Here is a 26,876-nt window from a genome sequence, read left to right as displayed (position 1 = left end):
GGAGGTCCCCATGTCCGTTCTCGACGTCAGTACCCCGCTCGGCGAGACGGTCGCCGCACGGCTGGCCGATGAGCATGTCGTCTGGCTCACCACCGTCGGCGCCGACGGCACCCCGCAGCCGAACCCCGTGTGGTTCCTGTGGCGCGAGGACACTTTCCTGATCTACACGATGCCGAAGGCGAAGCGGCTGCAACACCTGGCGCGCAATCCGCGGGCCTCGCTGAATTTCAACAGCAGCTCGAGCGGTGGCGAGGTGGCCGTGTTCACCGGCTCGGCCCGAGTCGGTGAACCGGTGAGCGACGATGCCCTCGCCGAGTTCGCGAGCAAGTACACCAAGGGCTTCGTCGACATCGAGATGACGCGTGACGAGTTCTTCGCCACCTACTCCGTCCCGATCCACATCACCCCGGATCACCTGCGCGGCTTCTGATCCCGACAGCGACGGGCGCGACGGGACACCCGTCGCGCCCGTCGTCGTTCTCAGGCCGGTACCGGCTCCAGCCGCCAACCTGAAGCCCGCTCGCGTTCGTTCCAGAACGCCGCGTACCGGCCGTCGAGCGCGAGCAGCTCCGCGTGTGTGCCCTGTTCGACGATGCGGCCACCGTCGAGGAACAGGATCTGGTCGGCGTGGGCGATGGTCGCCAAGCGGTGCGCGACCACGAGAACCGTTTTGTCCTTCGCCAATTCGTGGATGCCGCGCACCACGACGGCCTCGCTGTGCGGGTCGAGCGCGCTGGTCGCCTCGTCGAGCAGCACGATCGGGGCGTCCTTGAGCAAGGCGCGGGCGATCGACACCCGCTGACGTTCACCGCCCGAGAGCGACGCGCCACCTTCGCCGACCATGGTCTCGAAGCCGTCGGGCAGCCGGTCGACGATCTCGTCGACCCGCGCGGCGCGGGCGGCGCGCAGCACCTCGTCCTCGCTCGCGTCGGGCTTGCCGATGCGGATGTTGTCGGCCACCGAGCGGTTGAACAGGTAGACGTTCTGGAAGACCAGGGCGAGCTGATCGAGCAGTGTGTTCGAAGGTTGTTCGCGCACATCGTGTTCGCCCACCGAAACCGCACCGGAATCCACGTCGTAGAAGCGGACGGCCAGGCGAAGCAGGGTGGTCTTGCCCGCGCCGCTCGGCCCGACGATGGCGGTGGTCGTGCCCGCCGGGACGGTGAAGGTCAGGTCGCTGAGCACGGGTTCGCCGGGGCGGTAGCCGAAGCTCACCTTGTCGAAGACGACGGCGGGCGCACCGGGCGCGACCGGCTCGGTCGGCATCGGCAGGGTCGGCTCGGCCAGCAGTTCGGTGATGCGGTCGGCGGCCGAGGCGGCAGACCGCAGCGCGGCGCCCAGTTGGGCGGCCTGGTTCACCGGTTCGATGAACCGCGAACTTACCGCGATCAGGGCGATGGCGGCCGCCGCCGAGATGGCCCCGTCGGTCACCTGAACCACCGCGAGGTAGGCGAGCACGAGGAACACCGCCTGCACGAACAGGGCGAACACGATCAGACCGGGCACCGTGGCCACCATCATCTTCAGCACCGCGCCACGCTGACGGACCAGCGCCGCCTCGAGTGCCTTGTTGCCGGTGCCGACCGCGCCGAACGCACGCAGCACCGGCTGGGCCTGCGCGAATTCGACCACCCGCGAATCGGCTTCGGCCGCCGCCTCGTGCAGCCGTGCGTCGGCACCGGTGTAGGCGCGGTTGGCGACCGCGTTGACCAGGTACAGCACCGGCGCGGCCAGCAGCATCGCGACACCGATGCGCCAATCGATGAACAACATGCCGAGCGCGACGACCACCGGAACGATCACGCCGGTGAGCACCTTGGTGAGCAGATAGGCGATCAGGCCCTGCATCTCGCGCACCTGCTCGACCATCACCCGCGAGAGCGGGCCTGCCTCACGGCCTTCGAACCAGCCGAGCGGCAGTTCGTTGAGCTTGTCGCCGAGGCGGGTCTGCAGTCCACGCTGCATACCCAGGCCGATGCGCAGGCCGATGACGGCCTGCAGGTACCCGAACACCACCACGCCCACCACGGCCGCGGTCATGCCGAGTGCCCACGTCCACGCGCCGGACAGGTCGTCGCCGAACAGGGACTCGAGCAGTGGAACGAGCAGCAGGTACGCGATGGCCTGGCACACGGCCTGCAGCACGATGGCGGCCAGCAGACGCGGAACGAGCGGGGCGAACTCGTCGGGGACGAGGCGGAAAACCTTGCGGATCATCGTGTTTCCTCCACCAGGGCGAGCGTGCCGAGCGCGGCCTCGTTGATGTCCCACAGGCGCTGATACAGCCCGCCCGTGGAGCGCAGTTCGTCGTGGGTGCCCTGTTCGACGAGAGTTCCATTGTCCAGCACCAGAATCCGGTCGACACCGGTGATGGTGTGCAGACGGTGCGCGATGACGAGCACGGTGCGGCCCGCCACCAGCGCGGCGAGCGCGTCCTGCACGGCGGCCTCCGACTCGGGGTCGGCAAAGGCGGTCGCCTCGTCGAGGACGAGGACCGGGGTGTCGGCCAGCAGGGCACGAGCGATCGAAAGACGCTGTGCCTCACCGCCGGACAGAGTGGCGTCGTCACCGATCTCGGAGTCGTACCCGCGTGGCAGCGCGACGATGCGGTCGTGGATCTGGGCAGCGCGGGCGGCCCGTTCGATGGCCGCGTCGTCGGCACCGGGTCGGGCGAGCAGCAGGTTTTCGCGGATCGACCCACGGATCAGGCGGACGTCCTGGAACACGAAACCGACCGTGCGATACAGCGCTTCGCTGCTGAACTCGCGGATATCGCGACCGTCGATGGTGATCCGCCCGGCACCGACGTCGTAGAAGCGCGGCAGCAGTTTGGCGAGAGTGGATTTGCCCGATCCGCTCGGGCCGACCAGCGCGGTGATGGTGCCCGGCGTCAGTTCCAGATCGATGCCGCGCAACACGTTGTGTCCTGTGCGGTAACCGAATTCGACACCTTCGAAGCGGACCACACCGCGCTCGACCGGCACGTTACCGGTCGACTCGGCGATCTCGAGTTCCGGCGTCTGGCGCAGCTCATGCAAGCGCAGCGCCGCCGCGCCACCGGCCCGCAACGCCTGCGACCCGTAACCGAGACCGAGCAGCGAACTGCCGATACCGAGCCCGACCAGCAGGAACGGCAGCAGGTCGAGCGGCTCCACCCAGCCCGCGCCGATGAACGCCAGCCCGGCGAGCACGACGACGAGCATCACGAACACCGGCGTGACGACGATGTCGGAGGCCGACTGCACCCGGATGATCGGCATCTTCAACCGGTGCGCGGCATTCACCTGACCGTCGACGGCGGCCTGGAACTCGCTGTGCGCCTTGCCCGCCTGCCCGAAGGCACGAACCACCTGGATGCCGTCGACGAACTCGATGGCTGCCTCGGCCGTGCGCCGCTCCCACCGGGTGTAGACGGCGAGCCGGTCGCGACCGTCGCGGTCCATGATCCGGCCGAACAGCACGAAGTAGGCGATCAGCGGGATCAGCAGCACCAGGGTGAGCCGCCAGTCGACGGTGAACAGGTACCCGAGGGTGACCAGCGGAACCACCAGCGCGCCGACGAACTCGAGCCGTGCGTGCGCGACCAGATAGTGCAGTGCCTCCACATCGTCGCGCAGATAGGTCTTCACCTCGCCGGAACTGCGCTCGCCGAACCAGCCGAGCGGCACCCGGGTGAGTTTGGCCGCGAGCAGACGGCGCAGGGTGAGCTGGTAACCGGCGTCGGCCGCGTGCGACCAGGTGAGCGCGACGGCCTGCAGCAGCGCCCGCAGGACGAGCACCGCGACGGCCGCACCGAACAGCCACCACACCCGGTCGGTGTCCACCGGGCTGGTGAGCAGTTCGCGGCACGCCTCGACGATCAGCAGGAACGGGACCACGCTGCACACCGACGCCACCGCGACGATCAGGCTCGCCGCCGTGAGCATGCCCGCCACCGGGGCCAGGATGTCCTTGCGCGCCTGCGCTTCTCGTTGCTTCTGCGCTTTCGCGGCCGCCTTGGACGGCCGGTTGCCCGACTCCACCCCCGGCGGCGGCGCTACCTGCACCGTCATACGTTCTGCCCTCTCGACCTGTCCACAGCAAGCTCTGCCGATGTAGGTTAGCCTAAGTTGAGTGGTTGTGGCCGGGCGGGGAAGGTTGCGTGAACTGCCAGTCAACCCCGGCGATATCGCACCGAATCGGGCGTAATTTGCTCCTACCTTGTTATCCATCGACGCGGTGGGAGTACGAAAATGTTTGTCACGTCAATTATTTCGGCAATTGCGGACTGCCGGACCGACCCCGGGAATATGACGCCCGAACAAGCGCATCGGGCCATGCAGATACACCTCGAATGCAGCGTCGACCTGTGCCGGGTACGGCGGCGTGCGCGCCAGATTCTCGTCGAAGCGAAATTGATGGTTCTGGATCAACGCGCCGGCTGAGGATTGATACCCGAATTTCGGGGCATGCCCCCTTCGTGTTCACTCACCTGCCCCCATCGGCCGCCTGGATACAACACCAGGCGCGAACCGGTTTCGAAGTGACGTATTTCCGCGACGGTGATCGTGGCGTGCTCGTCGAAGGGTGCGCCACCGGAACCGAGGACGGCGCCGTCTGGGTGATCGACTACCGGCTGCGGCTCGACGGCAGCTGGCACACCCGTTCGGCGCAGATCACCGGACGCTATCCCGACGGCAGGCGCACGCTCACCGTGCAATCCGACGGGCTCGGACGCTGGCAGGTCGACGGCGCCACCGCACCCGAACTGGACGGGTGCCTCGACGTCGACCTCGAGGCATCGGTATTCACCAACTCGCTCCCGGTGCGCAGGCTGGCACTCGACATCGGCGACTCGGCCGACGCACCCGCGGTCTACGTCCGCGCCGCCGACCTGAAGACGGTGCGACTGCCGCAGCACTACCGCCGGGCCACCGACGGCGACGACGGGCCACGCTACGACTACACCTCGTCGGATTTCGACTACCGCGCCACCCTGTCCTACGACGATGCGGGGTTGATCGTCGACTACCCGGGTCTGGCCCGGCGCACGGTCTGAACCGGGGGCCTGTGGCGGGGCCGGGTCGTCCGGCGGCGAGACTGTCGGTATGCGACGCAGGCAGCAGCCGCCGCTGCCCAAGCGGCACGGCCTCGACCCGGCCCGGCTCCGGCTTCCGGAGGACGGGCACTGGGCGACCGTGCGCGACCACCTCGTCGAGCGGTTGCCGCGCGTGGATCCGGCGCGCATCGACGAGATGCTGCGCGCGGGCGAGATCGTCGACCTGGACGGGCCGCTCGCGCCCGACGCGCCGTACGTCGCGGGCGGTGCGGTCTGGTTCCATCGCGACCTGCCCGTGGAGCAGGAGGTGCCGTTCGAGATCGGCATCGTGCACCGCGACGACGACATCCTCGTCGTCGACAAACCACACTTCCTCGCGACCATTCCGCGCGGTCAGCACATTCTGCAGACCGCGCTGGTCCGGTTGCGGCGCGAACTCGACCTGCCCGACCTGATCCCGGCGCACCGCCTCGACCGGGTGACCGCCGGACTGATCCTGTTCGTGGTGAATCCGGCCGTGCGCGGGGCGTATCAGACGATGTTCGGGCACCGGACCGTGCGCAAGGAATACGAGGCGATCGCGCCCTACGACCCCACGTTGGAACTGCCGAGGGTCGTGCGCAGCCGGATCATCAAGGAAAAGCATGTGCTCGCCGCGCAGGAAGTGCCCGGAGTGCCCAATGCCGAGACCCACGTGGAGCTCGTCGAGCATCGCGACGGGCTCGGCCGGTACCGATTGCGGCCGCATACCGGGCGCACCCATCAACTCCGGCTGCATATGAACAGCCTCGGCGTGCCGATCCTCGGCGACGATTTCTATCCGGTCGTCACCGACAAATCCGTCGACGACTACACGCGGCCACTGCAATTACTGGCGGCCACCCTCGAATTCACCGACCCGATCAGTCGCGTGCCCCGGCGATTCGAATCGCGGCGAACTCTGCAGGCGTGGCACGATTTGCCCGGTTGGTCCGGATGGGCTGTCGAGTAGCTCACGGACCGTTTCCCTTCTGTAATAAATCCGTACACTCGACCGGGTGCCCGTCTCCGCCGATCCCCGACCCGGACTGCACGCCTATATCGATATCGCCGTCGTGGTGGTCGTGCTCGCCGGAACCAATCTGATCGCACACTTCACCACCGCCTGGGCCAATATCGTCACTGTGCCCGTCGCGGCCTTTCTGCTGCTCGCCCTGATGCGCAAACGCGGGCTCGGCTGGGCCGAACTCGGGCTGTCGCCTCGGCACTGGCGACGCGGAACGGTCTACGCGCTCGGCGCGGTGGGGATCGTGCTCACGGCTGTCGCGATCGGGGCATTACTGCCGATCACCAGGCCCTTCTTCCTCGCCGACCGGTACGCGACGATCTCCGGCGCACTGATCGCGTCGATGATCGTCATCCCGTTGCAGACCGTGATCCCCGAGGAACTCGCCTTCCGCGGCGTCCTGCACGGCACCCTCGACCGGGTGCTCGGCGTGCGCGGCCTGTTCGCGGCGGGCTCGCTGCTCTTCGGCCTCTGGCACATCGCCTCCTCCCTCGGCCTCACCGCGAGCAACACCGGCCTGTCCGGCATCGTCGGCGGCGGCCTCGCGGGCCAGGTCATCGGCATCACCCTCGCCGTCGCCGCCACCGCCGCCGCGGGCGTCGTCTTCACCTGGCTCCGCCGCCGCAGCGGCAGCCTCCTCGCCCCCATCGCCCTGCACTGGTCCCTCAACGGAGCAGGCGCCCTCGCCGCGGCCCTCGTCTGGCACACCGCACTGGCCTAGCATCGGTCCGGTGAAACGTGTGCTTGTCGGATTGGTAGTCGCGGTGACCGGTGGGGCGGCCGGGATCGGGCGGGAGATCGCCCGGGAACTCGGGGCCGCGGGGGCCTTGGTGTGTATCGGGGACCTGTCCGGTGACGCGGCTCGGGCGGCGGCGGCCGAGTTGCCGGGGACGGTGCACGGGTGCGAGCTCGATGTGACCTCGGAGCGGTCGTTCCACGACTTTCTCGCCGTCACCGAGGCGCTGCTCGGGCCGGTCGATGTGCTGGTCAACAATGCCGGGGTGATGTGGGTCGGGGCGTTCGACGACGAACCAGACAGCGCTACCGCGCGGATGCTCGCGGTGAATCTGCACGGCGTGATCCGGGGTGTGCGGCTGGCGGCGCCCGCCATGCGCGCACGGGGGCGGGGACATATCGTCACCATCGCCTCGGTGGCGTCGAAGGTGTCACCCGCCGGGGAGGCGACCTACGCGGCGACCAAACACGGCGTGCTCGGGTACCTGACGGGGGTGCGGGAGGAGTTGCGCGGAAGCGGTGTGCGGTTGAGCGCGATCATGCCGGGGGTCGTCGACACCGAACTCGCGAAGGGCACGTCCACCGGTGCGGCGCCGCTGTTGCAGCCCGTCGATGTGGCGCGGGCCGTCGTCGAGGTGATCCAGCGGCCACGCTTCGAGGTGACGGTGCCGGGATCGCTCGGGCCGATGCTGCGATGGGCCGGAGTGCTTCCCCAGTGGGCCCGAGATCTGATACTGCGGCGGACCGTTCCGAATCAGCTTGCGGCCGTTAGCGGTTCGTCCGCACGAGCCACTTACGAAAAGCGTTTACTCGACGGCGATTCCGGGGCCTGAGGGCTTTCTCCGCTCCGATTTCACACCATGATCGTTGACCCGGGAACGGTCGGCGTTTACGCTCTCTGCAATCACACATATGTTCGATAGTCCATATGTTCGAGTGACGCGGAAGGCGCGAGATGTCCGACGATCGGTCGATCGACCCTGCCGATACCGAGATCACGGCCCTCGCCAAGCAGGTCGCCACCGCCAGGGGCAAGCTGCCGCTACAGCACGACACGGCGCTCTACGACGCCCTCTCGGAAGCGGAGATCCGCGCCGAACGCGAACTCGCCGAATGGATTCGGGCCCAGCGCCGTAAACAGCGGCGTCGCGCTGTCGCCGACGAACTCGCCGCCGACAAGCGTGACCGTCGCACCGGCGCTTTGATCCGGCGCACCGACGAGGCCGACGCCCGTTGGCACCGCAAAGCCCTGGCCGCGCGCCGCCGCGTGTCGAGTGCCGACGCGCGGCTCGCTCAGCTCTACCGGCGCGCCGAATGGTCCTCGCGCGCACTGATCGGTGTGGTGCTGCTCGGCATGGTGTGGGCCGGGGTGAATGTGCAGCACAACCTCGTGCCGAGCGGGGACATGAGCGACCCGCTGTACTGGCTCAGCTTCGGCATCGAGGCGATGATCTCCATCCCGATCGTCGTCATCATGATCGCCGCGACCACCGCCGCCCGCTGGGGGCGTGAACTCGAACGCGGCAAGGTCATCGTGTTCGAACTCGCCCTCCTCGGCACCACCGTCGCCCTCAACGCCGGGCCCCACCTGGCCTCCGGTGCGTGGGGGCGGGCGGCCGAGTTCTCCATCGCGCCGGTGATGGTCGGTGTCGTGATCTGGTTGCACGCCTGGGTTTCGGCGCGGTACGCGATGTTGATCGAGGGAGCCTCGGTCGAGTTGCCGGGAAGCTACTCGCCTGCCGAACGGATGGATACTGCTGTCGCCCAGCCGAACTCGCTGTCGACGATCGGCAATGACCCGCGCCTGTCCACGGTCGATACCGCGACACTCCCCACAGCACAGACGGCTGCTGCCGGTGCGGCAAGGCCCGTGGATTCCGACCGGGCCGAGCCCGCGGTGGTCGTCGGCGAGGATGCCGTCTTCGACAACCGCACGGAACACGGTGAGAGCACACTCCCCGGCAATCGAGATGGCGACAGCGCACGGCTCGGCGGCGATGAATCGCTTCGCGACGGCGCTTCTCTCAGCCACGAAGCCCGGCTCGACAACAACGCCCCGCTCGACAGCGAAGCCCGACTCCGCAAGGGCGCCCAGCTCGGCAGCGAGCCCTCGCTCTATGCCGACGTCCCGCTCGACGCCGACGCCACGCACGACAGCGAGGCCCAGCGCGGCGAAGCCCCGCAGGCCGACGACGACGCCACGTCCGGTGATGAAGTCCAGCACGATGGCACCGCCCCGCACAGCGACCCGACCGATACCCGCACCGGCTCGGCAGTCGGCGCGGGCAACAAGATTCCGGTGACCGCCCACCGCCCTGGCGGCCGTCGCGCGAGCGTCGAAAAACACACCGCTCCCGGCACTCTCGAACTCATCCACCGGGCCGCCGCCGACCACCGCCGCACCGGCCACGCCGACACCAATGGCGCCACCCCCTCGTTGCGGCGAATACCTGTCACCGCCGCCGCCCAGCCCACTCCCGGCGAAGCGACCGGCACCGACCCCGTTCCCGAGGCGACGGCGCACGCCGGCCCCGTCGCCCGTGACCACAACGGCGACACGTCTGCCCCCACTCCGGTGGTAGCGCAACACAATTCACCGGCCCCCGCCGACGAGCCGGAACAACTCACCCTCGCCACGGAACCCGCCGAGCAACTACTGCTGGAGCCCGAACCCGCCCGGGTCACCGAGCCCGTCGCATCGCCCACCGCAGTCACCGAGACCGTCGCACCGGTCACTGAGGTCACCGAGCCGATCGCGTCGGCCACACTGCCAGCTGACACCTCGGATGCCGACGAACCGCTCACCGCGCAGGAATCCGCCCCAGAGGACGACCTCCTCGAAGACCACCCTGTCGACGAGTTCGACTACGACGACACCGAGGTCCGCGCCCTCGCCCGCCGCATCGCCACCCACAGCCCCCTGCGCCTGACCCTCGAACAAATCGAGGAAATCCTCGAACTCACCGACCAGTCCTGGTCAGCCCGCAGCATCGGCGCCGAAGTGGGCGTCCCCGGCAAAACCGTCACCAACGTCGTCGAATTCGCCCGGAAGATCCGCCACCCCTACGCCTTCACCGGTTGAGGCCGGCCATCCTTTCGGACCAAGAGTCCAAGCTCCGCGCGAGCTCTGCGTCCGGCGCCAGGCCCACCTCGCGGGCAACAACGACACTCTCAGTGCAACCGAGGTAGCTCACGCAAGCCGCCGCATCAGCACGGCGTGCTCGTCCATGATCGAGTAGACCACCGCACCGAACGCCTCGTGCCGAGCGACGTACATGCGAATTGCCCCTTGCGCCAAATCCTGCTCGCTCAGTCCGAGACGCTCGGCCAGCTCGGTCAGGCGCCGGTCATCATCGCCGTCGAGATGCAGTGTTATGGCCATTCCGCATGATATCCGGCAATATCACCTAGCCCGCGACACGACGAAGGCCCGCCTCCCAGAGGGAAACGGGCCTTCGTGGCAACGATCTCGATGGATCGAGGAGGGACCTTACTTGGCCTTCTCCAGGACCTCGACCAGACGCCAGCGCTTGGTGGCCGACAGCGGACGGGTCTCCATCAGCTGAACGCGGTCGCCGACGCCGGCGATCTCGTTCTCGTCATGCGCCTTCACCTTGGAGGTGGTGCGAATGATCTTGCCGTAGAGCGGGTGCCGGTGACGGTCTTCCAGCTCGACGACGATCGTCTTGTTCATCTTGTCCGAGACGACGTAGCCGCTACGAACCTTGCGGCTGCCGCGCTCTTCCTTCTTCTCGCTCATGCCGCATCTCCCTTGCCCGCGGGCGCCGTGGCCAGGCCGAGCTCGCGCTCACGCATGACCGTGTAAATGCGCGCGATCTCGTGGCGGACGACGCGCAGACGACGGTTGTTGTCGAGCTGACCCGTCGCCATCTGGAAGCGCAGGTTGAACAGCTCTTCCTTCGACTCGCGCAGTTTGGCCACGAGCTCTTCTTCGTTGAGCTCGCGGAGCTCTGCGGCCGGTGTTCCGGTAGCCATCAGAACTGCTCCTCCCTGGTCACGATCCTGCACTTCATGGGGAGCTTGTGCATCGCGCGGCGCAGGGCCTCGCGAGCGGTCTCCTCGTTGGGGTAAGACATCTCGAACATGACCCGACCGGGCTTCACGTTCGCGACCCACCACTCCGGCGAACCCTTACCGGAACCCATGCGGGTCTCGGCAGGCTTCTTGGTGAGCGGGCGGTCGGGGTAGATGTTGATCCAGATCTTGCCGCCACGCTTGATGTGGCGGGTCATCGCGATACGCGCCGACTCGATCTGACGGTTGGTGACGTAGGCAGGCTCGAGAGCCTGGATGCCGTAGTCACCGAACGCCACCGCGGTGCCGCCCTTGGACATGCCGGAGCGGCTGGGGTGGTGCTGCTTGCGGTGCTTGACCCTACGGGGCATCAGCATGCGTCAGCCCTCCTTGTTCTCTGCCGGAGCCTCCGCCACTGCGGTGGCGGCGCGACCGACCTCGGTGCTGGTCGCGGTGGTGCCAGTGGCACCGGACCGACGGGGGCGGCTCGGACGCTCGCGACGCTGGCGATCCGGAGCAGCGGCAGCGGCAGCGGTCACCTCACGACGACCACCGACGATGTCACCCTTGTAGATCCAGACCTTCACGCCGATGCGACCGAAGGTGGTCTTGGCCTCGTAGAGGCCGTAGTCGATGTCCGCGCGCAGCGTGTGCAGCGGGACGCGACCTTCACGGTAGAACTCCGAGCGCGACATTTCGGCGCCACCGAGGCGGCCCGAGCACTGCACACGGATGCCCTTGACGTTCGGCGAACGCATGGCCGACTGGATGGCCTTACGCATCGCGCGACGGAACGCCACACGGTTGGACAGCTGCTCGGCGACACCCTGAGCAACCAGCTGCGCATCCGACTCGGGGTTCTTGACCTCGAGGATGTTCAGCTGAACCTGCTTCTTGGTGAGCTTCTCCAGCTCGGCGCGGATGCGGTCGGCCTCCGCGCCACGGCGACCGATCACGATGCCGGGACGCGCGGTGTGGATATCCACACGGACGCGATCACGGGTGCGCTCGATCTCGACCTTCGAGATGCCGGCCCGCTCCATGCCAGTGGCGAGGAGCTTGCGGATCTGAACGTCTTCCTTCACGTATTCCGCGTACTGCTTGTCCGCGTACCAACGCGACTTCCAGTCGGTGGTGATACCGAGGCGGAAGCCATGGGGGTTGATTTTCTGTCCCATTTACTTTGCCCCTCCCTTCCGGCGGCTACGAGTGGCAGCGCCGGCAGTGGGCACGCTCTCGACCTCGATGGTGATGTGGCTGGTGCGCTTGCGAATCCGGAACGCACGGCCCTGGGCCCGCGGCTGGAAACGCTTCATGGTGGCACCCTCGTCGACGAACGCAGTCGAGATGACCAGGGTGGCCGGGTTGAGGCCGAGGTTGTTCTCGGCGTTCGCCGCGGCCGAAGCCACGACCTTGGCCACCGGCTCGCTGGCGGCCTGCGGGGCGAACCGCAGGATGGCCAGCGCGTCCTCGACACGCTTGCCGCGGACCATGTCCACGACGCGACGCGCCTTCATCGGGGTGACCCGCACATGCTTAGCGGTAGCGCGGGCAGTCGGGTTCTGAACCGTTTCGGTGTTGGTTTCAGTCATCGCCGCTTGCTCTTCCGGTCGTCCTTGACGTGGCTCTTGAACGTCCTGGTCGGCGCGAACTCACCGAGCTTGTGGCCGACCATGTTGTCCGAGACGAACACCGGGACGTGCTTGCGACCGTCGTGGACGGCGAAAGTGTGACCGATGAAATCGGGGATGATGGTCGAGCGACGCGACCAGGTCTTGATGACCTGCTTGGTGCCTTTTTCGTTCTGGACGTCCACCTTCTTCAGGAGGTGGTCGTCGACGAACGGGCCCTTCTTGAGGCTGCGTGGCATTTCTTACCTCCTCCTTTAGCGCTTCTTGCCGGTCTTGCGACGGCGGACGATGAGCTTGTCGCTCGGGCGGTTGGGCTTGCGGGTACGGCCCTCAGGCTGGCCCCACGGGGAGACCGGGTGGCGACCACCGGAGGTCTTACCCTCACCACCACCGTGCGGGTGGTCGACCGGGTTCATGACGACACCACGGACGGTAGGACGACGGCCCTTCCAGCGCATACGGCCGGCCTTGCCCCAGTTGATGTTCGACTGCTCGGCGTTGCCGACCTCGCCGACGGTGGCGCGGCAGCGCACGTCGACACGGCGGATTTCACCCGACGGCATACGAAGGGTCGCGTACGGCCCTTCCTTGCCGAGCAGCTGAATGCTCATGCCTGCGGCACGGGCCATCTTGGCGCCACCGCCCGGACGCAGCTCCACGTTGTGGATCGTGGTACCGGTCGGGATGTTGCGCAGCGGCAGGTTGTTACCCGGCTTGATGTCGGCCGTGGGGCCGGACTCGATCGGGCTGCCCTGCTTGATGCCCTTCGGCGCGATGATGTAGCGCTTCTCGCCGTCGGCGAAGTGCAGCAGTGCGATGTTGGCGGTGCGGTTGGGGTCGTACTCGATGTGCGCGACCTTGGCCGGGATGCCGTCCTTGTCCAGTCGACGGAAGTCGATGACACGGTAGGCACGCTTGTGACCGCCACCGCGGTGACGCGTGGTGATGCGACCGTGCGCGTTACGACCACCGGACTTGGTGAGCGGGCGCAGCAGCGACTTCTCCGGCGTCGACCGGGTGATCTCGGCGAAGTCCGAGACACTCGAGCCACGACGGCCCGGTGTAGTCGGCTTGTATTTACGGATTGCCATGAGTTCTTCTCTGCTTTCTGGATCGCCAGCCGCTTACGCGACCGGTCCTCCGAAGATCTCGATGGGCTTGCTGTCGGCCGAGATGGTCACGAGCGCGCGCTTGGTGTCCTTGCGCTTGCCGTAACCGAAGCGGGTCCGCTTGCGCTTGCCCTGACGGTTGGCGGTGTTGACGCTGGTGACCTTGACGCCGAAAACCTTCTCGACGGCGATCTTGATCTGCGTCTTGTTCGAATCCGGGTGCACCAGGAAGGTGTAGGTACCTTCCTCGATCAGTCCGTAGGACTTCTCCGAGATGACCGGTGCGAGCAGGATGTCGCGGGGGTCGGCGATGGTGCTCACTTGCTCTCCTCCTGGGCCGCCTCGGCGGGACCGTGAACGAACGCGTTCAGGGCCTCGACGCTGAACACCAGTTCGTCGCTGTTGAGGACGTCGTAGGTGTTGAGCTGATCCGGGGCGATCGGCAGCACGTTCTGCAGGTTCGCCACGCTCTTCCACGCGGCGACGTCCTCGCGACCGACCACGACGAGGAACTTCTTGCGGTCCGACAGCTCGGACAGGAAGCTCTTCGCGGCCTTGGTCGACGGGGTCTGACCCGAGACCAGTTCGGTGATCACGTGGATGCGCTCGTTGCGGGCCCGGTCGGACAGGGCACCGCGCAGGGCGGCGGCCTTCATCTTCTTGGGGGTCCGCTGGCTGTAGTCACGCGGCTGCGGGCCGTGGACGGTGCCACCGCCGGCGAACTGCGGCGCACGGGTCGAACCCTGGCGGGCGCGGCCGGTGCCCTTCTGGCGGTAAGGCTTCTTGCCACCACCGGAGACCTGGCCACGAGTCTTCGTGGCGTGGGTGCCCTGGCGAGCGGCGGCCAGCTGCGCGATGACGACCTGGTGCATCAGCGCGACGTTGGCGGTCACGTCGAAGATCTCCGCGGGGAGGTCGACGGTGCCTTCGGTCTTGCCGCCTGCAGCCTTAACGGTCAGCGTCAGGTTGGCCTTCTTCTCGAGGCTGGTCATGCGTGCGCACCACCCTTCACGGCGCTCTTGACGATCACGACGTTGCCCTTGCGGCCGGGGATGGCACCCTTGACCAGGAGCAGGCCGTTCTCGGCGTCGACCTTGTGAACCGACAGGTTCTGCGTGGTCACGCGGTCGTTACCCATACGGCCCGACATGCGCATGCCCTTGAACACGCGGCCGGGAGTGGCACAGCCACCGATGGAACCCGGACGACGGTGCACAGCCTGCGCACCGTGCGAGGCGCCCTGGCCCTTGAAGCCGTGACGCTTCATGGTGCCTGCGAAGCCCTTGCCCTTGCTGATTCCGGTCACGTCGACGTAGGTGCCCTCTTCGAAGACGTCGGCGGAAAGCTCCTGGCCGACCTCGAAGGTGGAGGCATCCGCGACGCGGATCTCGGTGACGTGGCGGCGCGGGGTGACACCGGCCTTGGCGAACTGGCCGGAAACCGGCTTGTTCACCTTGCGCGGGTCGATGGCGCCGAAAGCGATCTGGACGGCCGAGTAGCCGTCGCGCTCCACGGTGCGGATCTGGGTGACCACGTTCGGGCCCGCCTTGATGACGGTGACCGGGACGACGCGGTTCTTCTCGTCGAAGACCTGGGTCATGCCGAGCTTGGTGCCCAGGATGCCGGCTGCGGGCCGGTTCTTGTTGTCAGTCATATCTCGAGTCCCCGTCACTGAATGTTGACGTCGACGCTGGCCGGCAGGTCGATGCGCATGAGCGCGTCGACCGTCTTCGGCGTCGGGTCGAGGATGTCGATGAGGCGCTTGTGTGTACGCATCTCGAAGTGTTCGCGCGAGTCCTTGTACTTGTGCGGCGAACGGATGACGCAGTACACGTTCTTCTCGGTGGGCAACGGCACAGGCCCGACCACACGGGCGCCGGTGCGGGTCACCGTCTCCACGATCTTGCGCGCAGACGCATCGATCGCCTCGTGGTCATAGGCCTTGAGCCTGATGCGGATCTTTTGTCCCGCCACGCTAAGTGTCCTTTTCTCCGCTTTCCTTCGTGGTCACAGGAGCAAGCTCCCGCACCACCCTCATTTGCACAGCCCGAACACACGTGAGGTTTCGAGATCGCCACCGGGCACCGCCCAGTCCTCGCCGCTGTTCATCTGTCATGGTTCTCCGGTCCACGCGGTCGGGCGTGTCGCCCTTTTTGCTACAACGTGGTCCCGAACGTATCCACACCGGCGAACCGGTGGGATACACAACTGCTGCCTGCCCTGCTCGACCCGTCGGCCCCGAGGGGCGACGATCCTGCGCAAGGCAACCCGAACAGTATGCACCATGCCGACAAGGCTCTTCAAATCGGGGGGCATGAGGCATCGGTCACTGATCGGACTGTGCTCGACCATGGTAGCTGGCGGGTCACCGGCGCTGGTCAGGTGGGCTTCCCGCTTATCTTACTTTTGAGTAAGATACGGGGATGGCACAGGAAACCGCGACGTACCGCGGCTGGAAGAAGCTGCCCGACAACCGCATCGGGCACGCGCTGTTCTCACTCGGGATGGTGGCCCGGGTCCCCTACTTCGGCACGGTGCTGCCGCAAGTGGTGCGGCTCGAGCCCGGGCTGTGCGAGGTGACCTCGCCGAAATGGTTCGGCATCCACAATCATCTCGGCACCTTCCACGCCATCGCCGCGTGCAATCTGGCCGAGGTGGCGATGGGCATGCTGAGCGAGGCGACGGTGCCGACCACCCATCGCTGGATTCCCAAGGGCATGAATGTGCAGTACCTGGCGAAGGCCGAGTCGGGGTTGCGCGCGGTCGCGAAGCTGGCCGAGATCCCCGATTTCGCGGCGATCACCGAGGGGCGCGAGCTGACGGTGCCGGTGTCGATCTTCGACAAGGACGGCGTCGAGGTGGTGCACGCCGAGATCACCACCTGGGTCACGCCCCGGTAATCCGTTGGGCCGGTACGGTTGTGAGCACGGCTACAGACGGGGAGGTTCGATGCTGGAAGTCGCGCATGTGGTCCGCCGGTTCGGCGACAAGGTCGCGGTCGACGACGTGTCGTTCACGGTGGCGCCGGGGGTGCTCACCGGGTTCGTCGGCGGGAACGGGGCGGGCAAGACCACGACCATGCGGATGATCATGGGCGTGCTCGCCGTGCAGTCCGGCGAGGTGCGCTGGGACGGGCGGCCGGTCACCGCGCTGGATCGCCGTTCCTTCGGGTACATGCCGGAGGAACGCGGGCTCTACCCCAAGCAACCGGTGCTCGATCAGCTCGTCTACCTCGCACGCTTGCGTGCTGTGCCCGCCGAGGAGGCCAAGACCCGTGCGCTCGGCCTGCTCGACCGGTTCGGTTTGGCCGACCGGGCCAAGGACAAGCTCGAGTCGCTGTCGCTCGGCAATCAGCAGCGGGTGCAGATCGCGGCCGCGGTGATCGCGGAGCCGTCGGCGCTGATTCTCGACGAACCGTTCTCCGGGCTGGACCCGCTGGCCGTCGACTCGATGGTGGAGTTGTTGCGGGAGTACGCGGCGAAGGGTGTGCCGGTGCTGTTCTCTTCGCATCAGCTCGATCTGGTCGAGCGGTTGTGCGACCGGCTCGTCATTCTGTCCTCGGGGCGGGTGGTCGGGCAGGGGTCGGTCGACGAGCTCCGCTCCGCCGGCGGGTTGCGATATCGGCTCGTCGTCGACGGTGACGCGGAGTGGTTACGGTCCCATCCCGGGATTCGGTCCGTTGAAATAGACGGTGGGCGTGCGGTTTTCGAGGCGTCGGAGACCGATGCCATTTTGAAAGAGGCGTTGTCGCGTGGATCGGTGCGTGAGTTCACCGAGGTCAGGCCGACCGTTGCCGAGATCTATCGGGAGGTGACGGCGTGATGCGGCCGGAGTCAGCGGATCGCGTGATCGCGTCGCGCCGAGGAGGTGCGGTGTGAACGGGGTGTGGCGGATCGTTTCCGCGCGCGAGATCGTGGTGAAGCTGCGGGATCGCAATTTCGTGATCTCGACGGTGGTGACCATCGTGGCGATCATCGCCTCGGTGGCGGTGAGCGGGTTTCTCGGCAGCAGACCGGAACGAATCGACGTCGTCGCCACCGGCAGCGGCGCAGGCGAAGTGCTGAGCCTGGCCAACGAGCTGGCCGCTCGGTCGGGAACCGAGATCAGCTTCCGCGGGTACCAGGCCCGCGACCGAGCCGAGGTCGAGCAGAACGTTCGGAACGAAAAGGCGGAGGCAGGTCTCGCTCCCACACCCGGCGGGTGGGAGCTCATCGGCAACTCCGCCGAGAACGACGACGCGACCACCTACATCACCGCCGCCGCACAGCAGCTGGCCTTGCAGCGCAATGCCGCCGATTTCGGGGCAACCATGGACGACCTCACCCGTGGCGCGCAGGTGAGCTACACGTTGCTGGACAAGAGCGCGATCGATCCTGGCCTGGCCAAGATCGTGGCGTTGGTCTTCGCCTTCCTCTTCTATCTCGCGTCGATTCTGTTCGGGATGTCGATCGCGCAGAGTGTGGTCGAGGAGAAACAGAACCGGATCGTGGAGATCCTGGCGAGCGCGATTCCGTTGCGGCAGTTGCTGATCGGTAAGGTGGTCGGCAATGCGGTGCTGGCGTTCGGTCAGCTCGTGCTGTTCGTCGCAGCCGGGCTCGGCGGATTGGTCTTCCTCGGCAAGGCCGATCAGCTGGGCCGGATCGCCGGTGCCGCAGGCTGGTTCGTCGTGTTCTTCGTGGTCGGCTTCCTCGCCCTGGCCAGCCTGTGGGCGGTGGCAGGCTCGTTGTCGACGCGCAGCGAGGACCTACAGTCCACCTCCACTCCTTTGTCGATGCTTCTCATGATCGTGCTGTTCGCAGGCATCTTCCTCAGCGGAACCGCCCGCGTGATCGCCTCCTATGTCCCCATCACCTCGATCATCGCCATGCCGTCCCGCCTCGCCGAAGGCACCGCCGCCTGGTGGGAACCCCTCATCGCCCTGGCCCTGATGGCCCTGGCCACCTACGCCATCGTCATCCTGGCCGAAAAGATCTACCGCCGCTCCCTCATGCAAACCCAGGGCCGCCTCACCCTCCGCCAGGCCCTCGCCCTCGAGGACTGACACCGGGACACCGGTCACGTCTCCTTGCGCCGGGGTGTGGGGTGTGGATTGAATGCGGGGGTGAGTGTGCGGGAGTTCGATATTTGCGTGGTCGGGTTGGGGCCGGCTGGGCGGGGGTTGGCGCATCGGGCTGCCGGGGCCGGGTTGCGGGTGGCGGCGGTGGATCCGCGGCCGGAGCGGTTGTTTCCGCCGACGTTCTCGTGCTGGGTGGACGAGTTACCGGGCTGGTTGCCCGAGAGCGCTGTCGCGCAGCGGATCGCGGCGCCGACGGTGTGGACCAAGACCGAGCATCGGATCGAGCGGGCCTACTGTGTGCTGTCGAAGGCGGGATTGCACGCGGCGCTCGCGATCGACGACGCGACGGTGTTCGCGCAGCGGGCCGGGCGGGTGGACCAGCACGAAGTGGAGCTGGCCGACGGGACGGTGATCTCGGCGGGCACGGTGTTCGACACCCGTGGGCTGCCGACGCTCGGCAAGCGGCGGGCGGCGTCGGCGCACGGGATCTTCGTCGATGCCGAGACCGCGGCGCCGATGGTCGGTGACGGCGAGGGTCTACTGCTGGACTGGCGACCGGAGAACGGTGCGGGCCCGGACGAACCGCCGTCGTTCCTGTACGCGGTGCCGCTCGGCGACGGAACCGTCATCTTCGAAGAGACGAGCCTTGGCCTGCGCGGCGGTATGCCCCAGCACGAACTGCGCAAGCGGACGTTGAATCGTCTTGCCGCCCACGGCATTCGGCTCACCGGCGACGAACCGCACGAGGCCGCCCACTACCCGCTCGACCAACCGCCACCGAAGAAGGGCGCCGCGGCGGCGATCCCGTTCGGTTCCCGCGGCGGCATGATGCATCCGTGCACCGGTTACAGCGTGGCCGATTCGCTCGCCCTCATCGACACCGCCGTCTCGGCCGTACAGCAGGGCACCGACCCCGTCGAGGCGCTGTGGCCGTGGCAGGCGCGCGCGGTGTACTGGATGCGGATGCGCGGCCTGTGGGGCCTGGGCCGACTCACCACCGACCAGTCGATCGCCATGTTCGAAGCGTTCTTCACCGAATCCGAACGCGGCCAACGCGCGCTGCTGTCGGCCCACGACGACTACACCGCCCTCGGCGCAGTGCTGTTCAACACCGTCGCCCACACCTGGCCGTTCCGCTGGCGCTACGACCTGGTCGGCTGGACCAACCGCAACCGCTGGGTCGACTACCCGTTCGCGCAACCGGCATGAGAAAGGCCGCGCCGTTGCAACGGCGCGGCCTTCCACAGAACTACGCGGTCTCGGCGGCCTTCTTGTAGCCGCGGATGGCCGGATAGGCGAACACCGCGATCATCCCCACCGTCCACAGGACCGTCTTGAGCAGCGGGTCCGCGACGGGACCGCCGTAGGACAGGCCCTTCATCGCGTCGATCGCGCAGCTCATCGGCTGGTTCGCGACCACGGTCTGCAACCAGGTGGGGTAGGCGATGATCGGGACGAAGCCGGTGTTGAAGAACATCAGCAGGGTGTTGAGGATGCCGATCAGGCTGATGAGCATCACGCCCTCGGTGATGGTGGCCAGCGCCGTCACCATCACCGCGAAGCCGAGCCCGAACAGGATCGGAACGCAGACCAGCGCGATATTGGTGAGCGGGTCCTCCATGAACAGGAAGCCCAGCGGTACGGCGACGAGCAGCACGATCACCGTGGTGATGAGAATGCGCAACGCTTCCGCGATCAGCCGCCCGGTGAGCAGCGACGCCTTGTTCAGCGGCATCGTGTAGAAGCGGCTGAGCAGGCCCGAGGCCTTTTCGCGTTTGAAGCCGAGCGCACTCACCACCGCACCGGTCATCGCCGCGACGAGCGTGAGCAGCGCGGCCTGGCCGTAGATGCTGGGTGTGCCGGTCGCGGCGGTGATGGAGTCACCGAGGACGATGCGGAACATCAGCAGCGTCACGGCCGGGTAGGCGATGGTCTGGATGGTGGTCGACGGGTCGCGCAGCCACACCATCAGCAACCGTTTGGTCTGGATGAGACTGTGGCTGAACCACACCGACACCGAGCTCTCCGGCTTGGCGTGCACCACCGGCAGCTGGGCCGCCGTTTCCGTTGTCGTCATGATCGCCTCACACTCGCCCACACCGCCAGTGGGAGGAAAACAACTGCCGCGACGCCGAGCCACACCAGCGACACCCAGGTACCCGCCCACGACAGCTGACCCGCGGCCATGTCGCTGAGCGTCTGCGCGAACTGCGAGATCGGCTGATTGCGGGCGAACCCGCGCGCCCAGGTGGGGAAACTGTTCTCGGGCACGAAGCCGGTCGACATCATGCCGAAGATCAGGATCGGCAGCGTGAGCGCCTGGCTGAGCGCCTCGGGGTTCTTGGTGAGGCTGCCCAGCGCGTCGGCGCCGAGGGTGAGCACAACGCCGACGGCGAGCGCGAACCCGCAGAACGCCAGTGCCTGCACCACGCCGCCGGTGAACCGGAATCCGATCAGGTATCCGTAGCCGACCGTCGCGACCAGCGAGACCAGCGAACGGACCAGACCGGCGCAGATCCGCGACATCAGCGGAACCAGCGACCCGATCGGCATGGTCTGCAACCGGGTACTCAACCCGGTGAGCGCCTCGAACGCCGCGAGCTGGGCATTCGACATCATGGTCATCGCCATGGTCTGCAGCACGATGATGGGCATCACGTACTGCGCGTAGTCGATGCCCTGCACCTTCATCACGTAGCGCAGCGGCAGGTAGAACGCGACGGTCACCACCAGCGGGGTGAGCACGGCGACGATCAGTTCACCCTTGGTCGCCATGGTGCGCACGATGCGACCGGTCAGCGCGCGCCACTGCGCGAAACTGCTCTGGTGCACCGCGGGTAGGTCGGCGAAGAGCCCCTTCGCCGCGGGGGTGGACACGCTCACTAGTGGCCGCCCGAATGACCGGTGATCGACAGGAACACGTCGTCGAGGGAGGGGCGGCGCAGGGCGATGTCGGCCAGTTCGATGCCCGCGTTGTCGAGCCTGCGCAGCGCCTCGGCGAGGGTGGCCGCGCCGTCGGGCGCGGGGATCGACAGCTTGTCGGCGCCCGCGATCTCGGCGGCGACGGCGGCCGGGACCAGGTCACCGAGGGCCTGCACGGCGGCCGCGATGCGGCTGAGGTCGAGCGGGATGATCTCGCAATAGCTGCCGCCGGTCTTGGCCTTGAGCTGGTCGGCGGTGCCCTCGGCGATGACGGTGCCCTTGTCGATGACGATGATGTTGTCGCTGAGCACGTCGGCTTCTTCGAGGTACTGCGTGGTGAGCAGCACGGTGATGCCCTGGTTCTTCAGCGCCGTCACCAGGTCCCACACGCCCTGGCGGCTGCGCGGGTCGAGCCCGGTGGTCGGTTCGTCGAGGAACACCACCTCGGGGCGAACCACCAGCCCGCAGGCGATGTCGACCCGGCGACGCATACCACCCGAATAGTTGCGCACGGCCCGTTTACCGGCGCTGACCAGGTCGAATTCCTCGAGCAGCACCTCGGCGCGCTTGCGGGCGGCCGACTTGGTCAGGCCCATCAGGCGACCGAACAGTTCGAGGTTCTCGCGTCCGGTGAGGTTCTCGTCGAGCGCGGCGTACTGGCCGGTCATCATGATCGAGCGGCGCACGCCCGCGGCATCGGTGAGCACGTCGTGCCCGGCGACGACGGCGGTGCCGGAGTCGGGGCGCAGCAGCGTGGACAGGATTTTGACCGTGGTGGTCTTGCCCGCGCCGTTGGGCCCGAGGATGCCGAGCACGCTGGCCTTCTCGGCCTGGAAACTGATGCCCTGCAGCGCGTGCACGTCGCCGAAGGATTTGCGCACGTCGGAAACGAGCACCGCGGGCTCACCGCCGTGCGACGCGACGCCACCCACGGGCGAATCCACTGAGATAGAACTCGGCATCAACTCTCCACCATCGGCCGCGGCGGCGCCGATCGAACGGGTGCGCGCCACGGAATTTTTCTTCCCGGTAAGTGATCCATACCGTTCGGCGCGATGTTACCGGTCCGGCGATTTTCCGGGTCGGTACTCCGGCAGGCCCGGGGAGATTCGGTCCGATTCCTTGTCGCCGCGACGACACGCCCATACCCTGGCATCCGGGTAGAGGGAGGTGACCATGGCCGAATCGGCCGCCGCATTGCCGGGCCGTACCGATCTGCTGATGTCGTTCGATCCGCGCACCGGCGAACAACTCGCGCAATATCCGGTGCAGGGCGGCGCCGAGGTCACGCGCGCGGTCCGCACCGCGAGGGCGACACAGAACTGGTGGGGGGAACTGGATTTCGGTGAACGCCGGAGCCTGCTGCTGGATTGGCGAAGCCATATCGCCAGGCGCAGTGGCGAATTGGTCGAGATCCTGCGCAACGAGACGGGTAAACCGGAGACCGATGCCGCGCTCGAGGTGATGCTCGCGGTGGAGAACCTGGATTGGGCCGCCCGCAATGCCGAACGCGCACTGGGCCGCAAACGATTGCGTTCGGGCTGGTTCACCCGCAATCAATACGCGTCGGTGGGTTATCTACCGCTCGGTGTGATCGGCGTGCTCGGTGCCTGGAACAACCCGGTGTTCACGCCGATGGGTTCCATCGCCTACGCCATGGCCGCCGGGAACACGGTGGTGTTCAAACCGCACGAGATCACCACCGGCGTCGGCCTCTGGCTGGCCGCGAGCTGGACGCGCGTGGTACCCGATTATCCGGTGCTGCAGGCCGTGACGGGCGACGCGCGCACCGCGACAGCGCTGTGCGGCGCGGAGGTGGACAAGATCGCCTACGCCGGTCCCGAGGCCGGTGGCCGCGAGGTGATCGCGCAGTGTGCGCGCTCGCTCACGCCGGTGGTCGTCGAACACAGCGGCAAGGGCAGCATGATCGTGCACGTCGACGCCGCCCTCGATGAAGCCGCCGAGGCCGCCGTGTTCGGGGCGATGGCCAATTCCGGTCAGAACGCCTCGGGCATCCAGCGCTGCTATGTCGCCGACTCGGTCTTCGACGATTTCCTCGCCCGCGCCGCCGACCGGGCCGCCAAGCTGCGGCCGGGCGCCGACAACCGCGCCGCCTACGGGCCGATGATCAATGCCGACCAGGTCGACGTGGTGCGCTCCCAGGTGCGCGACGCCATCGCCCGCGGCGGGCACGCGGTGCTCGGCGGACTCGACTCCTTCCGCGACCCGTATGTGGAGCCGATCGTGCTCGCCGAGGTGCCGGAGGAGAGCATCGCGATCACCGGCGAGGGCATCGGCCCGGTGCTGGTGGTGAACCGGGTGTCGGACCTGGCCGACGCGGTGACCCGGGTGAACGCGGCGGGCAACGGCATCGCCGTCACCGTGTTCACCCGCGATATCGTCAGCGCCGAGTTCATCGCCGCCCAGCTGAAAGTCGGTGTGGTGACGGTGAATTCGTCGACCGCGTTCACCGGTATCCCGGCCCTGCCGTTCGGCGGGGTCGGCGAGTACGGGCAGGGGCACAGCCACGGCCAGCAGGGTTTGCAGGAATTCAGCCGGACGATGTCGATCGCGCGCAGACGTTTCCGCGCACCGGTGCGCCTGTCGACGTTCGATCGCAGGCCGGGACATCTGCGCCTGGCCAAGGCGGCGTTCCGGTTACGCCACGGGCGCTGACTGCCCGCCGAGCAGCACCGCACTGGTGAGCGCGCCGAGCCGGGCGAGCTGCTCGGGCCGGGAATCGAAGCGCAGCAGCCTGCCCACGTCGATGATCTGACCGATCGCGGCGTGCACCCGGAACCGCGCCTCGATCGGGTCGCCGTCGAGCAGGTTGGCCCATTCGAGGATGTTCTGGCGCTGGATCGCGCGCAGCCGATGCTGTTCGGCCTGGGGCAGATTGCTGAATTCGGCGTAGTACACCGGCATGATCTCCGGCGTCGCGAAGGTGAGGCGGGCGTGCTCGTCGGCGATGCGACGGGCGGCGTCGGCGCGGTCGTTCGACTGCGCGAGCGCCTCGCTGATCGCCACGGCGAGGCGGTCGCCCGCACGGTGGAAGGCGGCGGCGAGCAGGTCGGCTTTGCTGTCGAAGTGGCGGTACACGCTGGAGGCGTTGATGCCGACGGCGGCGCCGATCTCTTCGATACCCGACTCGTGGTAGCCGTTGCGGCCGAAGATGCGGATCGCCTCGGTGAGCAGCTGTTCACGTTTAGATGTCACCGGCAGACCGCGATTCTGCTTGCCGGGCTCGGCCGGCGCCGGCGCGGGCGGCAGGTCGGCGCGCACGATGGACCAGGCCATGTCGAGCTGCAGGGCGAGCATGCGCGAATGCGACAGGGTGGTGCGGTGCGCGGCGATGCTCGCCAGGGCGCTGAGTGCGCCGACGGCGAGCAGCGTGATGTTCTCGGGGCTCGCGTCGGGCCGCAGTTCCGCGATGGGCGTGGCGACCATCGCCTCGAGTTCGCGGTAGAACGCGCGGATGCGGACGCGGTCCTCGCGCTCGAGGTAGCGACGTTCCCAGCGGTACAGGCCGGCTTCGCGCCGGATGTCGATATTGTGCTCGGCCACGGCGGTGAGCAGCGCGTCGAGGCGGTCGTGCGGGCTCAGTGCCGGGTCATCGGCCGCTTTCGCCACATCGCGCAGCCCACGCGCGCCCTCTTCGGCGGCGGCGACGAGCAGTGCGTATTTGTTGGCGAAGTGCCGGTAGAGCGCGGGCCCGGAGATGCCGACCTCGGCCGCGATCTCGTCGACGCCGACCGGGTAGTAGCCGCGCGCGCTGAATGCCCTGGCGGCGGCGCGCATGATCTGCATCTTGCGGTCTTTTGGCCTGCGGCGGACCACCTTGGCCTGCGCGGTCGCCTGCTCGGGGCCGCGGTGGGACTCCCTGCGATCGGCGACCATGTACGTTGCTCACTTCCCGTTGCGCGAACCGTCGTCGACGGCTCGGCGCCGTCCGGCAACGGCGCTGGACCAGTCAACCTAAGTTAACCACAATTCGCAAACGGCGTGACGAAGTCGGGCAAACGCGAACCGTCCCGCTCGCGACGGTGCGAGCGGGACGGTTCGGGTGGAATCGCGGGGAACTTAGAGGCCGAGACCCCGGGCCAGCGTCGGCCACGACAGCTTCAGTTCGTCCTGCCAGTAGCCCCACGAGTGGGTGCCGTTGGGACGGAAGTTGAAGGTGGCCGGGATGTTCAGCTCTTTCAGCCGGTTGGCCAGGTTGTTGGTGCAGTAGTTGGTGCCCGCCTCGATGATGCCGCCGATGACGATCTGGTTGGCCAGACCGTAGGCGCCGGGCAGCGCGTAGGGGCCGTTGAGGGTGTCGTACGGTCCGGGCAGGCCGTTGCCGGTGGAGACGTAGAGTTCCACGCCGCGCAGACCTTCGGCGTTCACGTACGGGTCGTTCTTGACCCATTCCTCCGAGCCCTGCGGGCCCCACATGTTCATGGTGTCGCCGCCGCCCCAGGTCTCGACGGTGAGCTTCACGAATTCCGAACCGACCGGGTCGGAGGTCTGCGCGCAACCGCTGTAGGCCGCGGCCGCCTTGTACAGGCCGGGCTTGGCGATCGGCAGCGCGAGGACGGTGGTGCCGGAGGTCGACAGACCCGCGATGGCGTTCACCCCGTTGGTGCCGAGCGCGCCGTCGACGAGCGGGGGCAGTTCCTCGGTGAAGAAGGTCTTCCACTTGTTGCGGCCGACGACCGGGTCGTCCTTGATCCAGTCGGTGTAGTAGCTCCAGGAGCCGCCGATCGGCTGGATGACGTTGACGTTCTTGTCCGACAGGAATTCCAGCGCGTCGGTCTTGGCGACCCAGGACGCCGAATCCTCGCCGCCGCCCGCACCGTTGAGCAGGTACAGGGTGGGGCGCGGGACCGAGGCGTCGGCGGGCCGCTGCACGTCGACGATGATGTTCTGGTCCATGGCCGCGGAGTACACGTGCAACCGCAGGCTGCGCGAATCCTTCACCTCGGCCTTGACGATCTTGGAACCGTCCTCGGAGACCGGGTTGGCGAGCAGGCTCTTGGAATCGATGATCGGGTCGGCCGCAGCGGGTGCGATGCCGAGGCCGGACAACAGTCCGGCGGCCACTGCCGTTGCCGCGATCATCGCCGCGGCTCGGAGGCCACGACGCCGGGTGTGCCGACGGATCACTTTCGCACCTTCGCTTCGTCTCGAATTCCGACTCGGTCCGCACCCGGTTTCCCGGGGCGTAGTTGCACCACGGCAGAACCTTACGGGTTATGCACTCGATACAACAGTAGTAATCGTTACAACAGCGCGGTCACATCATGCCGCATCAGCCACAGCC

31 protein-coding genes are annotated in these 26,876 nt (G+C 67.4%); 12 read left to right on the top strand and 19 right to left on the bottom strand.

Going from position 1 to position 26,876, the window contains the following annotated elements; all coding sequences use genetic code 11:
• The first annotated feature begins 10 nt into the window (after nt 1-10).
• Nucleotides 11-430 (top strand): TIGR03667 family PPOX class F420-dependent oxidoreductase, encoded by a 420-nt coding sequence (locus ACSVDM_RS03725; protein ID WP_067641067.1) that lies wholly within the window; start codon nt 11-13, stop codon nt 428-430.
• Between the two features lie 50 nt (nt 431-480).
• Here the strand turns inward: ACSVDM_RS03725 and ACSVDM_RS03720 are convergent, their stop codons facing one another.
• Nucleotides 481-2,217: an ABC transporter ATP-binding protein gene (locus tag ACSVDM_RS03720; protein ID WP_439262809.1), complete on the bottom strand. Its 1,737-nt coding sequence runs from the start codon at nt 2,215-2,217 to the stop codon at nt 481-483.
• Nucleotides 2,214-4,052 carry an ABC transporter ATP-binding protein gene (locus ACSVDM_RS03715; protein ID WP_439262807.1) on the bottom strand — a complete coding sequence of 613 codons (1,839 nt, stop codon included), beginning with the start codon at nt 4,050-4,052 and terminating at the stop codon, nt 2,214-2,216. The genes ACSVDM_RS03720 and ACSVDM_RS03715 overlap by 4 nt, the downstream gene beginning before the upstream one ends.
• Nucleotides 4,053-4,232: 180 nt before the next feature.
• Between ACSVDM_RS03715 and ACSVDM_RS03710 the strand changes: the two genes are divergently transcribed.
• The 6 genes from ACSVDM_RS03710 (at nt 4,233) to ACSVDM_RS03685 (ending at nt 9,900) form a co-directional block, all read left to right on the top strand.
• Nucleotides 4,233-4,424, top strand: coding sequence for a hypothetical protein (locus tag ACSVDM_RS03710; RefSeq protein WP_067491136.1), 192 nt, complete (start codon nt 4,233-4,235; stop codon nt 4,422-4,424).
• A gap of 35 nt (nt 4,425-4,459) precedes the next feature.
• On the top strand, nt 4,460-5,038 hold the full coding sequence (locus ACSVDM_RS03705) for a putative glycolipid-binding domain-containing protein (protein WP_439262805.1): 579 nt from the start codon (nt 4,460-4,462) through the stop codon (nt 5,036-5,038).
• A 49-nt stretch (nt 5,039-5,087) separates the two neighbouring features.
• A complete protein-coding gene (locus ACSVDM_RS03700) occupies nt 5,088-6,029 on the top strand; it encodes an RluA family pseudouridine synthase (RefSeq protein WP_439262803.1) in 942 nt (313 codons plus the stop codon).
• Nucleotides 6,030-6,075: 46 nt separating this feature from the next.
• Complete coding sequence (locus ACSVDM_RS03695; RefSeq protein WP_133733959.1) at nt 6,076-6,804, top strand: CPBP family intramembrane glutamic endopeptidase; 729 nt, start codon at nt 6,076-6,078, stop codon at nt 6,802-6,804.
• Between the two features lie 10 nt (nt 6,805-6,814).
• Nucleotides 6,815-7,651 carry an SDR family oxidoreductase gene (locus ACSVDM_RS03690; RefSeq protein ID WP_439262801.1) on the top strand — a complete coding sequence of 279 codons (837 nt, stop codon included), beginning with the start codon at nt 6,815-6,817 and terminating at the stop codon, nt 7,649-7,651.
• Between the two features lie 122 nt (nt 7,652-7,773).
• Entirely contained in the window at nt 7,774-9,900 is a 2,127-nt protein-coding gene (locus ACSVDM_RS03685) for a hypothetical protein (protein WP_439262799.1), read from the top strand.
• 108 nt (nt 9,901-10,008) lie between these two features.
• Here the strand turns inward: ACSVDM_RS03685 and ACSVDM_RS03680 are convergent, their stop codons facing one another.
• The 12 genes from ACSVDM_RS03680 to rpsJ all read right to left on the bottom strand — a co-directional run bounded on the left by ACSVDM_RS03680 (nt 10,009) and on the right by rpsJ (nt 15,567).
• Nucleotides 10,009-10,200: a hypothetical protein gene (locus ACSVDM_RS03680; RefSeq protein WP_439262797.1), complete on the bottom strand. Its 192-nt coding sequence runs from the start codon at nt 10,198-10,200 to the stop codon at nt 10,009-10,011.
• A 108-nt stretch (nt 10,201-10,308) separates the two neighbouring features.
• Nucleotides 10,309-10,578, bottom strand: coding sequence for a 30S ribosomal protein S17 (rpsQ, locus tag ACSVDM_RS03675; protein ID WP_067491145.1), 270 nt, complete (start codon nt 10,576-10,578; stop codon nt 10,309-10,311).
• Nucleotides 10,575-10,814, bottom strand: a complete 240-nt coding sequence (gene rpmC, locus ACSVDM_RS03670; RefSeq protein ID WP_019045024.1) for a 50S ribosomal protein L29 — start codon at nt 10,812-10,814, stop codon at nt 10,575-10,577. Before rpmC ends, rpsQ begins: the two co-directional genes overlap by 4 nt.
• Complete coding sequence (gene rplP / locus ACSVDM_RS03665; RefSeq protein ID WP_067491147.1) at nt 10,814-11,230, bottom strand: 50S ribosomal protein L16; 417 nt, start codon at nt 11,228-11,230, stop codon at nt 10,814-10,816. Before rplP ends, rpmC begins: the two co-directional genes overlap by 1 nt.
• 3 nt (nt 11,231-11,233) lie before the next feature.
• Entirely contained in the window at nt 11,234-12,031 is a 798-nt protein-coding gene (gene rpsC, locus ACSVDM_RS03660; protein ID WP_067491148.1) for a 30S ribosomal protein S3, read from the bottom strand.
• Entirely contained in the window at nt 12,032-12,445 is a 414-nt protein-coding gene (rplV, locus tag ACSVDM_RS03655) for a 50S ribosomal protein L22 (RefSeq protein ID WP_067491149.1), read from the bottom strand.
• Nucleotides 12,442-12,723, bottom strand: a complete 282-nt coding sequence (gene rpsS / locus ACSVDM_RS03650; protein WP_067491151.1) for a 30S ribosomal protein S19 — start codon at nt 12,721-12,723, stop codon at nt 12,442-12,444. Before rpsS ends, rplV begins: the two co-directional genes overlap by 4 nt.
• Nucleotides 12,724-12,738: 15 nt before the next feature.
• Entirely contained in the window at nt 12,739-13,575 is an 837-nt protein-coding gene (rplB, locus tag ACSVDM_RS03645) for a 50S ribosomal protein L2 (protein ID WP_067491152.1), read from the bottom strand.
• A 33-nt stretch (nt 13,576-13,608) separates the two neighbouring features.
• Complete coding sequence (gene rplW, locus ACSVDM_RS03640; RefSeq protein WP_019045018.1) at nt 13,609-13,914, bottom strand: 50S ribosomal protein L23; 306 nt, start codon at nt 13,912-13,914, stop codon at nt 13,609-13,611.
• The gene (rplD, locus tag ACSVDM_RS03635; RefSeq protein WP_067491153.1) at nt 13,911-14,585 is read right to left on the bottom strand and encodes a 50S ribosomal protein L4; all 675 of its coding nucleotides are present in this window, start codon (nt 14,583-14,585) and stop codon (nt 13,911-13,913) included. Before rplD ends, rplW begins: the two co-directional genes overlap by 4 nt.
• Nucleotides 14,582-15,247, bottom strand: a complete 666-nt coding sequence (rplC, locus tag ACSVDM_RS03630) for a 50S ribosomal protein L3 (RefSeq protein ID WP_067491154.1) — start codon at nt 15,245-15,247, stop codon at nt 14,582-14,584. Before rplC ends, rplD begins: the two co-directional genes overlap by 4 nt.
• 14 nt (nt 15,248-15,261) lie before the next feature.
• Nucleotides 15,262-15,567, bottom strand: a complete 306-nt coding sequence (gene rpsJ, locus ACSVDM_RS03625) for a 30S ribosomal protein S10 (protein ID WP_003938093.1) — start codon at nt 15,565-15,567, stop codon at nt 15,262-15,264.
• Nucleotides 15,568-16,016: 449 nt separating this feature from the next.
• Here rpsJ and ACSVDM_RS03620 point away from each other — a divergent pair, with 449 nt between their 5' ends.
• The 4 genes from ACSVDM_RS03620 to ACSVDM_RS03605 are packed head-to-tail and all read left to right on the top strand — an operon-like array spanning nt 16,017 to nt 19,858.
• Nucleotides 16,017-16,493 (top strand): hotdog fold domain-containing protein, encoded by a 477-nt coding sequence (locus ACSVDM_RS03620; protein ID WP_067491156.1) that lies wholly within the window; start codon nt 16,017-16,019, stop codon nt 16,491-16,493.
• A gap of 49 nt (nt 16,494-16,542) precedes the next feature.
• Nucleotides 16,543-17,415: an ABC transporter ATP-binding protein gene (locus tag ACSVDM_RS03615; RefSeq protein ID WP_439262787.1), complete on the top strand. Its 873-nt coding sequence runs from the start codon at nt 16,543-16,545 to the stop codon at nt 17,413-17,415.
• 52 nt (nt 17,416-17,467) lie between these two features.
• Nucleotides 17,468-18,634 (top strand): ABC transporter permease, encoded by a 1,167-nt coding sequence (locus ACSVDM_RS03610; protein WP_439262785.1) that lies wholly within the window; start codon nt 17,468-17,470, stop codon nt 18,632-18,634.
• Between the two features lie 48 nt (nt 18,635-18,682).
• Nucleotides 18,683-19,858 carry a lycopene cyclase family protein gene (locus tag ACSVDM_RS03605; RefSeq protein WP_439262783.1) on the top strand — a complete coding sequence of 392 codons (1,176 nt, stop codon included), beginning with the start codon at nt 18,683-18,685 and terminating at the stop codon, nt 19,856-19,858.
• 40 nt (nt 19,859-19,898) lie between these two features.
• Here the strand turns inward: ACSVDM_RS03605 and ACSVDM_RS03600 are convergent, their stop codons facing one another.
• Genes ACSVDM_RS03600 through ACSVDM_RS03590 form a run of 3 tightly spaced genes read right to left on the bottom strand, consistent with a single transcriptional unit; the run spans nt 19,899 to nt 22,533 of the window.
• Nucleotides 19,899-20,726 carry an ABC transporter permease gene (locus ACSVDM_RS03600; RefSeq protein WP_067641594.1) on the bottom strand — a complete coding sequence of 276 codons (828 nt, stop codon included), beginning with the start codon at nt 20,724-20,726 and terminating at the stop codon, nt 19,899-19,901.
• Entirely contained in the window at nt 20,723-21,526 is an 804-nt protein-coding gene (locus ACSVDM_RS03595; protein ID WP_439262781.1) for an ABC transporter permease, read from the bottom strand. Before ACSVDM_RS03595 ends, ACSVDM_RS03600 begins: the two co-directional genes overlap by 4 nt.
• A gap of 5 nt (nt 21,527-21,531) precedes the next feature.
• Nucleotides 21,532-22,533 carry a daunorubicin/doxorubicin resistance ABC transporter ATP-binding protein DrrA gene (locus ACSVDM_RS03590; protein ID WP_067491227.1) on the bottom strand — a complete coding sequence of 334 codons (1,002 nt, stop codon included), beginning with the start codon at nt 22,531-22,533 and terminating at the stop codon, nt 21,532-21,534.
• 214 nt (nt 22,534-22,747) lie between these two features.
• Between ACSVDM_RS03590 and ACSVDM_RS03585 the strand changes: the two genes are divergently transcribed.
• The gene (locus ACSVDM_RS03585; protein WP_439262778.1) at nt 22,748-24,247 is read left to right on the top strand and encodes an aldehyde dehydrogenase family protein; all 1,500 of its coding nucleotides are present in this window, start codon (nt 22,748-22,750) and stop codon (nt 24,245-24,247) included.
• Here the strand turns inward: ACSVDM_RS03585 and ACSVDM_RS03580 are convergent.
• A complete protein-coding gene (locus ACSVDM_RS03580) occupies nt 24,230-25,468 on the bottom strand; it encodes a TetR/AcrR family transcriptional regulator (RefSeq protein ID WP_439262776.1) in 1,239 nt (412 codons plus the stop codon). The genes ACSVDM_RS03585 and ACSVDM_RS03580 overlap by 18 nt on opposite strands.
• A gap of 183 nt (nt 25,469-25,651) precedes the next feature.
• Nucleotides 25,652-26,674 carry an alpha/beta hydrolase gene (locus ACSVDM_RS03575; protein WP_439263209.1) on the bottom strand — a complete coding sequence of 341 codons (1,023 nt, stop codon included), beginning with the start codon at nt 26,672-26,674 and terminating at the stop codon, nt 25,652-25,654.
• Between the last annotated feature and the right edge of the window lie 202 nt (nt 26,675-26,876).

Source organism: Nocardia sp. JW2 (genome assembly GCF_051843015.1).
In the GTDB taxonomy this organism is placed as follows: domain Bacteria; phylum Actinomycetota; class Actinomycetes; order Mycobacteriales; family Mycobacteriaceae; genus Nocardia; species Nocardia coubleae.
The sequence above is the reverse complement of the archived record's forward strand: the minus strand, read 5'-3'. Positions and strand labels throughout refer to the sequence as shown.